Here is an 8,514-nt window from a genome sequence, read left to right as displayed (position 1 = left end):
AACGTATTCAACTTAAACTAAAAGGACTGAGTCCTGTGCAATACAGAACTCAGTCCTTGATCTAAACTAAACCGTCCAACATTTGGGGGTCAGTTCATTCATCATTAGGCGCTTTTTTTGATTATTTTAGTTTTCATATCTTATTAAACAGTCAATAAACACTGTTCATAGATATCGACTATTAAATGTTTACAGCCACCACTTCCCACAGCAGTGCGATAGCGATAAATATAAATATCAGACCACATATTCTATTAAGCCAAAGCAGTCTTGAGCCCTGACCTAGCCAGCCTGATAGCTTAGTTCCCCCTATGGTATACGCCATTTGCCAAGTGGTTTCACTAATAAAGAATCCTAACGTTAACCACACATATTGCGGCCACAGTGGGGCATTAAAGTTAATGAATTTGGGAAAAAAGGCAGCAAAAAACAAGATGGCTTTAGGATTAGACAGGGATACCCACATGCCTTGCCGAAAACGCTGTGTTGCGCTTTTGACTATATGACCTTTAGCTTGAGCTTGAGTCTGACTTTGAGGAACTTGAGACTCAGCATCTTTGTTAAATTGCACAGTATCATCTGCATACCTCCAAGACTGCACGCCCAGATAAATTAGATACAGCGCCCCAGCTACTTTCATCACAGTCAGTAACCAAGGCAGTTTGCGGCTAATAATATCGATGCCCAATAAGGCCGATACCAATAGCATAAATAACCCAAAACTCAGGCCAGCCAATACCCACAAGGTCTGACGCACCCCATGATTTAGCCCGTACTGGAAGGCAAGTAGCATATTGGGGCCAGGCGTGGCAGAAACTAACACGGTGCTAAATAAGAACAACAAAAATACGGACAGGCTCATGCAGTCTTGCCTTAAAAAATGGGAACTATGAGGTTTGTGGTGATTAAGTCTTCGGTTTGGTTAGCTTTGCAAAGTTTCTAGTAGTTTATTTAAAAAAACATCGCACTGAGCCAGTTGCTCTAGTTCAACAAACTCATTGGCCTTATGTGCCTGTTCGATACTGCCTGGGCCACAAATCACAGTAGGGATACCGGCATTGGTAAACTGCCCTCCTTCCGTTGCATAGGCCACTTTGTGACGGGCTGAAGAACTTACTAGGCCGGCTATTAGTTGTTGTAGAGCCTCGCTTTCAGTGTCGGTCATGGCAGGCACACTTTCTAACTGCTCAATCTCAATACCTGTGTTCGTATCCACTTGCTGCATTTGCTCATTGAGCTCGCCAATCTTTTGTTTAATGGCGGGTAGAATATCTGCCGTGCCCATGCTCGGCAAGTTGCGATAGTCAAAGGTAAATTCACAAAGATTAGGAACAATATTGGTCGCGGTACCGCCCTTAATAGTGCCTATCGATAAAGTAGAATAAGGCACATCAAAAAGAGGATCTGTTTGATCAGAGTCGGCCAACCTACCTGCCAGCTCGTCAATAAAGCCAATTAGCTTAGCGGCGTAACTAATGGCATTTACCCCTTGATGGGTGAGCGATGAGTGTGCAGATTTACCATGCACTGAGCAGCGGAATACAGAGATGCCTTTATGAGCGACGACCATTTTCATAGAAGAAGGTTCACCGACGATGCAGTAATCTGGCTGCACCCCTCTTTGCTGTAGCTCCTCAATCATAAGAGGGGCTCCCAGACATCCGACTTCTTCATCAAAAGATAGAGCCACATGCAATGGCTTATTTAGTTTACCTAGCTTTGATAACGATACCGCTTGAGGCAGCAAGGTTAAAGCACAGGCAATAAACCCCTTCATGTCACAAGCGCCTCGCCCATATAGCTTATCGCCACGAACTTCAGCTTTAAAGGGATCTGATGCCCAATCTTGACCGTCAACAGGGACCACATCTGTGTGCCCTGACAGCACTATGCCCCCATTGAGAGTTGCAGATTCCTCCCCTGCTAGGCCACCAGAAGCTGGTACACTCACAAATAAGTTGGCCTTACTTTGAGTTTTATCTTGTGACTCATTAAAGGTAAGCACCGGCTCAAGTCCTAAGCTTTCACAATAAGCTTGCACCTCTTTAATAAGTGCTAAATTGGAATGACGGCTCACCGTATCAAAGGCGATTAATCGCTTGAGCCACTCGATGCTATCGCTGGGGTAAGAAGAGGTTTGATTTAGCGAGGTCATGGGTTTTCCTTACAAAATAAAATGATAAAACTAAGACTGTGGCTGTTGCCAAGCTCGTAGATGCAGGGATTTGACTTGCTCATCTAGCCCCTCTACCGGACCTTGGGCTTCAATATGAGGGGCCACCTCATTAATGCTTAGGCTATTTATTGGCGCATCACCACCCAGGCCTTGCTCTTGTTGCCAGCGCTGCAATTGCTCAGATGAGCTGGCATAAACTATGCGGCCCAATCCGGCCCAAGCGTGCGCCGCAGAGCACATGGCACAGTGCTCCCCTGAGGTGTACACCACAGCTTGACGGCGCGCCTCTTCACTCATATTGGCAGCCGCCCATTGTGCCAAAGCTAGCTCAGGATGATAAGTTGCCTCAAGGCTGTTGATGCGGTTACGATCCTCTTTCAAGACTTCACCATTGCCGGCTACCAACACACTCCCAAAGGGCGCATCCCCTGCCTGCAGCGCTTCAGAAGCCAGCTCAATACAGCGCTGTAAATGCAATCTGTCCTGCTCAGTTATCATGAAAACCTCCTGTTTATTCGTCATACTCTGCCAAGCTCCCGTTAGGTCAACTTTAAGTTTTATCATCTAACCATAATTAGCCTAACCACAGGCAGGTAACTGCAGATTATGAACAACGGCCTTTAATTTAACACAAAAAGCCAGCCCATTTTATATGGACTGGCTTTTTACTTTGAGATATTAAAATTTAAAAGAGCTAGAGTTGCCTTTAAGACGGGTTGTCTTGATTCATAATATCAACAACCGGTGGCAGTGGATTAGGCTTAACCCCTTCTTGCTCTAATTCCTTAGCAGTCTTGGCATCAATAGCTAAGCCGGCGATAAGTGGCAGGCTCATCATAGATTTACGTGGTCGAACTGCCAAGCTTACCGGCACCATACGCACAAACTCATATAAATATAGATAAGACTCTTCACCCCCTTCAAACTCGTCATCAGGGTCGATACGGATGCTGCCAATTTTTGCCAGATCAGAGAACATCACATTCTCTTCAGCCGTCAAGGTACAATCTGTCACCCCAAAGCCAGTCATGAAGCCATTAGCCCACTGTTTTAGCGCCATTACCCGCTCATACAAGTCATGCTCATCGTCTGGTACCAATGGCGAGTATTGATAAGCGTCATCTTTATCTTTTAACTGAAACGACGTATCTTCCGCCTCTTCTGCCAATAAGGTTAAAGCTGCTTCATTAGGAATAGAGAAGCTAAGCTCACTCAGCAGCTGCTCCCACTCCTCAATTTTAGTGGGGGCATGACACACCGTCATAAGCCCAGTCATTAGACCATGCAGCTCGCTGATGGTCACATCGGTCCAATCAGAAAACGCTTTTTCCCAATCATTCCAGCCTGAAATATCGTCATTCATTACAATTACCTTTTTTATCAACGGTGAATTTTATTACTAAGTGCGGTGCTATTTATTGACCTAGCTTTTTATTTGTCTAACTTTATATTGACCTAACTTGTTATTGACCTAACTTGTTATTGACCTAACTTGTTATTGACCTAACTTGTTATTGACCTAATTTGGTATTAGGCAGTGTATTAGAGCACAGTGCTTTTTTGTTAAATTGTTGGGGTGTATTTGCTCATCTTTTTAGCTTTGCTTATGACAAAGTATCAAATTCTGAGCCATTACAAACACATTCGTTAACAACCTACTGCTAGATATAATGTGGGCATCTGTGGCATTATTAAAGGTATTATATACATAACCTTGCATTTATTTTTTTATCCGACTTTATTAGAAGTGATACCCCATGACTCAACCTTTAATTGAAAAACTGCAACACTTAGATTCTATATTGCACGATATTCGACAGCGTTATGATGCCTCTCATAATGAGCTACTGTCTTTAAAAGCTGCCCCTAAGGTAGATGTCCAGCAAGTTGAACAATTACAGCAACAGCTTAGCGACATTGAGAATACTTATGAGCAGTCGCAGCAAGCTCAGCAAAAGCTTGAGCAAGATTTGTCTGACGCCCAAAGTGCGTTCGAGCAGGTGCAGCAAGAGCAAGAGACTCTACAACAACAATATAATCAGCTTAACGATGAGCATAAGAGTCTAACTGAAGCACACGACACTCTAAATGACGATTACAATGAGCTGCTACAAAAATGTGAAGCGTTAGAACAAGCGAATCAAATGTTATTAGAAAAAAACCGCTTGGCAAAAGAGCATACCAAAGTGGTCATGCAGCGCTTAACTTTAATTGACCAAGCTGTAGAGTAAGACCTACTTAGCTTCATTATCCTAATTATTTAAGAGAAAACTATGTCCAACGATTATCCAAATGACTACGAGCCGCAAGACTCTGAGGTTAGCCTTGACGAGCAGTCTGTCTTATCTGAGGCTGCAGCCGAAGAGGTTACTGAAGAAGCTTACGAGATAGACAATAAACAGCAAACAGAAGACTTTGATTCTATAGACTACCACAGCGATCACTCAGAACAGTCTCTTAGCTCTTCAGAGATGTCTGAAGATGAGGCAGTCGAGCCAGAACCAGAGCTTGATGATCAGCCTAAGTTTGATGCTATTGATATCAGTATCTTAGATAAAAACTATACTATCAATTGCCCAGTCGGTGAAGAACAAGAGCTTTTTGCTGCTAGCGATTTTATCAATAATTTCATCGAAGATCTTCGTGCTCAGGCCCCTCAACTGCCTCATGAGAACTTATTGGTGCTTTGCTGCCTAAACCTTTATGAAAAGCTACAACAGTCAAAAAATCACGCCGTGGCTAATGAGCAAAGTATTGAGCAGGCCAATCAACTGATTGAACAAATGATTCAAGACATGCAGTTAGCTCAGCAGTAGCAATAAGCCAATTGGCTGTGATACCCCTCTTTAAGGCTGCCGAACCGTTGTGCAGCCTTTTATTTGCCAGCTATTATTTCAGGCTGCTGTTTATATACATCTTATATACTTCAAACTGCTGCTCACAAACTGCCTGACCACTGGTTTATCACAAGCTAAGGCGCCCGCCTTGCATGAAAATCAGCTTGATGATCATAATTACAAAAAAACCAGCTCGTCATTTTCTTTAATTGCTGATTTTTTTCAAACAGCTGTTTTTGAAGCTGCTCATATTGAGCTGAAGCTTGTTTCTTTTGCTGACGAGTCAGTGTTTTTTGATGGGCTTTGTCTTTAGCCGCTGCCTCATGAGATAACACCTGTTGCTTAATGGCATCCACCTCTGCGGCCAGCTTACTGATTTGCTTCTGCTCGGCCTCAGCGATTTGTGCCTTTGGGATGGTTTCCATTACTCCTCTATACTCAGCTAAGGGATAACCACAAAAGTCACAGTCTCTTGGCGTAATAACATCCCCTTTTTTTGGCATGAACTCTTTTGGCGGTTTGGGATACATAAATTTAAAAAAGGCCCACATAGCAAGCCAGATTAGGATAAGGGTAAAGACGAATGCAAACATGATAAAATTTCCTAGTTTTGCCCGCTAAATAGATAAGGCTTAGATATAACACAAAAATTTGATGTTATACTAAAGGTAATTGTATCGTTTTTCGACTACAAAAATCGTTAACAATGGAAACAACAAGAAATTATCCGCCCTACTGTATTTGATAAAGTAGGATTTGATAAGGTATGACTCATATATCAAATATGAGAAGTGACGAATTTTATTTGGCAACAACCGTTAGCTCTCTATATTAGCAAGGCTAACTTGGCAGATAATACTTTGAATTATAAAAAACACAGAACCCCTTAACACAAACGCTAAGTGTCATCTGACTCAAGATCAACACTAACAAAATTTAATAAGTTGCTTTTGTAGCAAGACGTTTAGCGCTAACCCCATAATGAATAGGACCTAATAATGTCTAATGAAAACACCAGCACTGAACTAAAAGGAAAGTCGCTGAAATTTGCAATGGCTCAATCTCACTTTATGGTGGGAGACATCCAGAATAATATCCAAAAAATGCGTAGCCTAGCCATCGAAGCGCGTGACAACGGTGCCGACATCATCATATTCCCAGAATTGGCCTTGTTGGGATACCCACCTGAAGATTTACTACTACGCCCAAGCTTATCTGATCGAGTCAAAGCAGCGTTAAGCTCGCTAACTGATATCAATGATATCGTTATGATTATCGGCTACCCACACGTCGACTATCACGGTACGTTCAACTCAGCAGCCATCATTCAAAACGGACAGCAAAAAGGCTTCTACCATAAGCAATACTTGCCTAACTATGGCGTATTTGATGAGCGCCGTTATTTTGATAAAGGCCGCAACCAAGTTCTTTTTGACTACCAAGGTCTTACCATTGGCCTATTAATCTGTGAAGACTTATGGCAAGAAGATCCTATCAAGGCCTTAAAAGATCAAGGCGCTGATTTAGTAGTCACTATTAACGCCTCTCCTTTTGAAGCTGGAAAACAGCACACTCGCCAGGCTTTATTAAATAAAAGAGCGACAGATAACAACTTACCAATCGTTTATGTTAACGCAGTAGGCGGTCAAGATGACCTGGTATTTGACGGTGGCTCTATGGCGGTTCAAGCCAGCGGTGAAGTAGCCCATGAAGCGCCTCGCTTCTTAGAGCATCTGCTGTATGCCAGCTTCGATATTGAAAGCGGTCAATTTGATACCCAAGCCAAAGCCCCACTACAGCTAAGTGCTGAGTCAGAAACTTATCAGGCCTTGGTTGTGGGTCTACGTGACTACGTGAACCACTCAGGCTTTGAGGGGGTTATCGTCGGTCTTTCAGGCGGTATTGATTCTGCTTTAACCTTATGTATCGCCGTTGACGCTTTAGGGTCAGATAAAGTTTATGCGGTAATGATGCCTTATGAGTACACTTCACAAATCAGCTTAGAAGATGCCCAAGCTCAAGCGCGTAGGTTGAATGTGTCATATACCGTTTGCCCGATCCATGACGCAGTTGCGGGTATGCGCCATACCTTAGCGCCTTTATTTAGCAAAGCTAAAATGGACACCACTGAAGAGAACATTCAAGCCCGTGCCCGCGGTATGATCTTAATGGCCTTGTCTAATAAGTTTGGCCACTTGGTTATCACCACAGGCAATAAATCTGAAATGGCTGTGGGATACTCAACTTTATATGGAGATATGGCCGGTGGATTTGATGTCTTAAAAGACGTTTATAAGACTCAAGTTTACGCCCTAGCTAATTACCGTAACCGTCTGGAAGATACTGATGTTATTCCAGAGCGTGTTATCACTCGTCCTCCTTCAGCTGAGCTACGTCCTGATCAAAAAGACCAAGACAGTTTGCCTGATTACGAGGTACTAGATGCCATCTTAAAAGACTACATTGATAATGACTTGGGCTTTAATGAAATTACCGCCAAAGGCTTTGACCCCGATATGGTACGTCAGACCATTCGCCTGGTAGACAGAAGCGAATACAAACGCCGTCAAGCAGCCATCGGTACCAAAGTTAGTCATAAAGCTTTTGGCCGTGAACGTCGTTATCCTTTAGTTAATGGTTGGAGTATTGAAAGCAAATAACAGATTTGCTTTCACTCTGTCATCAGTAAGCTATAAAGCAAATAAGCTATAAAACAAAAGGAGCTTCAATTAGATTGAAGCTCCTTTTTTAGATCTTAGTTTTATGCTCTTAACTTTATGCTCTCAAGCTACTCTCTTGCCCCAAAGATGGCACTACCAACACGTACCATAGTAGAGCCCTGAGCGATGGCTTGCTCCATGTCCCCACTCATTCCCATACTCAGTGTGTCCCACTGTGTCAGCTCAGGATGAGCCTGCTTAATCTCATCAAACAGCTTTTTGGTACGTTCAAAGGCATCGGTACCTTCTTTTGAAGGGATAATCATCAGCCCGCGTAAGCTCAGCTTATCATAGCCTTTGATAGTCGCTATCAGCTTATCTAGCTCGCTAGGCAGGCACCCAGACTTACTGTCTTCATTGTCGATATTGACCTGCACTAGTACATTCAGTTTGCCTAGGTCGTCTGGGCGTTGATCGTTCAAACGCTTGGCAATAATATCCCGCTCAATGGTGTGTACCCAGTCAAAGTTCTCAGCGATGTCTCGGGTCTTATTACGCTGAATATGACCAATATAATGCCAAACAATAGCTTGGGTAGCGGGTGAGCTTGCACCCAACTCTTTAATCTCCGCCATCTTCTCTGCAGCTTCCTGCAGGTAGTTTTCTCCGAAATGTACCTGTCCCGCTTGCGCTAACTCAACAATCATCTGCGCAGGCTTGGTCTTAGATACCGCCAATAAAGTCACAGAGTCTCTATTGGAATCTGCACATGCTTTATCAATTTGTTCGGTCACTTGTTGCCATCTTTGTAGCAAGGTCTCTTTCATTATATTGCCCTCTT

The 8,514-nt window shown here is 43.2% G+C and carries 10 protein-coding genes; 4 read left to right on the top strand and 6 right to left on the bottom strand.

The genetic code is table 11. From position 1 onward, the window contains the following. Positions 1 to 5 precede the first annotated feature (5 nt). Positions 6 to 65: an IS3 family transposase gene (locus A1232T_RS14580; protein WP_077447752.1), complete on the top strand. Its 60-nt coding sequence runs from the start codon at positions 6 to 8 to the stop codon at positions 63 to 65. A gap of 116 nt (positions 66 to 181) precedes the next feature. Here the strand turns inward: A1232T_RS14580 and A1232T_RS01695 are convergent, their stop codons facing one another. The 4 genes from A1232T_RS01695 to A1232T_RS01680 form a co-directional block, all read right to left on the bottom strand. Beyond that, positions 182 to 862, bottom strand: a complete 681-nt coding sequence (locus A1232T_RS01695) for a LysE family translocator (protein ID WP_077447749.1) — start codon at positions 860 to 862, stop codon at positions 182 to 184. Between the two features lie 60 nt (positions 863 to 922). Beyond that, complete coding sequence (argE, locus tag A1232T_RS01690; protein ID WP_077447748.1) at positions 923 to 2,155, bottom strand: acetylornithine deacetylase; 1,233 nt, start codon at positions 2,153 to 2,155, stop codon at positions 923 to 925. Positions 2,156 to 2,185: 30 nt separating this feature from the next. Then, positions 2,186 to 2,674 (bottom strand): nucleoside deaminase, encoded by a 489-nt coding sequence (locus A1232T_RS01685; RefSeq protein WP_077447747.1) that lies wholly within the window; start codon positions 2,672 to 2,674, stop codon positions 2,186 to 2,188. Positions 2,675 to 2,882: 208 nt separating this feature from the next. Further along, entirely contained in the window at positions 2,883 to 3,539 is a 657-nt protein-coding gene (locus tag A1232T_RS01680) for a UPF0149 family protein (RefSeq protein WP_077447746.1), read from the bottom strand. Between the two features lie 394 nt (positions 3,540 to 3,933). Between A1232T_RS01680 and A1232T_RS01675 the strand changes: the two genes are divergently transcribed. Next, positions 3,934 to 4,407 (top strand): hypothetical protein, encoded by a 474-nt coding sequence (locus tag A1232T_RS01675; protein ID WP_077447745.1) that lies wholly within the window; start codon positions 3,934 to 3,936, stop codon positions 4,405 to 4,407. A 42-nt stretch (positions 4,408 to 4,449) separates the two neighbouring features. Then, positions 4,450 to 4,992: a cell division protein ZapA gene (locus A1232T_RS01670; RefSeq protein ID WP_077447744.1), complete on the top strand. Its 543-nt coding sequence runs from the start codon at positions 4,450 to 4,452 to the stop codon at positions 4,990 to 4,992. Between the two features lie 155 nt (positions 4,993 to 5,147). On the opposite strand, the gene A1232T_RS01665 is transcribed toward A1232T_RS01670, so the two are convergent. Then, positions 5,148 to 5,606: a hypothetical protein gene (locus A1232T_RS01665; protein ID WP_244152335.1), complete on the bottom strand. Its 459-nt coding sequence runs from the start codon at positions 5,604 to 5,606 to the stop codon at positions 5,148 to 5,150. A 405-nt stretch (positions 5,607 to 6,011) separates the two neighbouring features. On the opposite strand from A1232T_RS01665, the gene A1232T_RS01660 reads away from it, so the two are divergent. Continuing rightward, positions 6,012 to 7,673, top strand: coding sequence for an NAD+ synthase (locus tag A1232T_RS01660; protein WP_077447743.1), 1,662 nt, complete (start codon positions 6,012 to 6,014; stop codon positions 7,671 to 7,673). 128 nt (positions 7,674 to 7,801) lie between these two features. On the opposite strand, the gene A1232T_RS01655 is transcribed toward A1232T_RS01660, so the two are convergent. Beyond that, positions 7,802 to 8,500 carry a YggS family pyridoxal phosphate-dependent enzyme gene (locus A1232T_RS01655; protein WP_077447742.1) on the bottom strand — a complete coding sequence of 233 codons (699 nt, stop codon included), beginning with the start codon at positions 8,498 to 8,500 and terminating at the stop codon, positions 7,802 to 7,804. Between the last annotated feature and the right edge of the window lie 14 nt (positions 8,501 to 8,514).

This window comes from Psychrobacter pasteurii (genome assembly GCF_900162815.1).
GTDB lineage: Bacteria > Pseudomonadota > Gammaproteobacteria > Pseudomonadales > Moraxellaceae > Psychrobacter > Psychrobacter pasteurii.
This window is presented reverse-complemented; position numbering and strand designations above follow the sequence as displayed.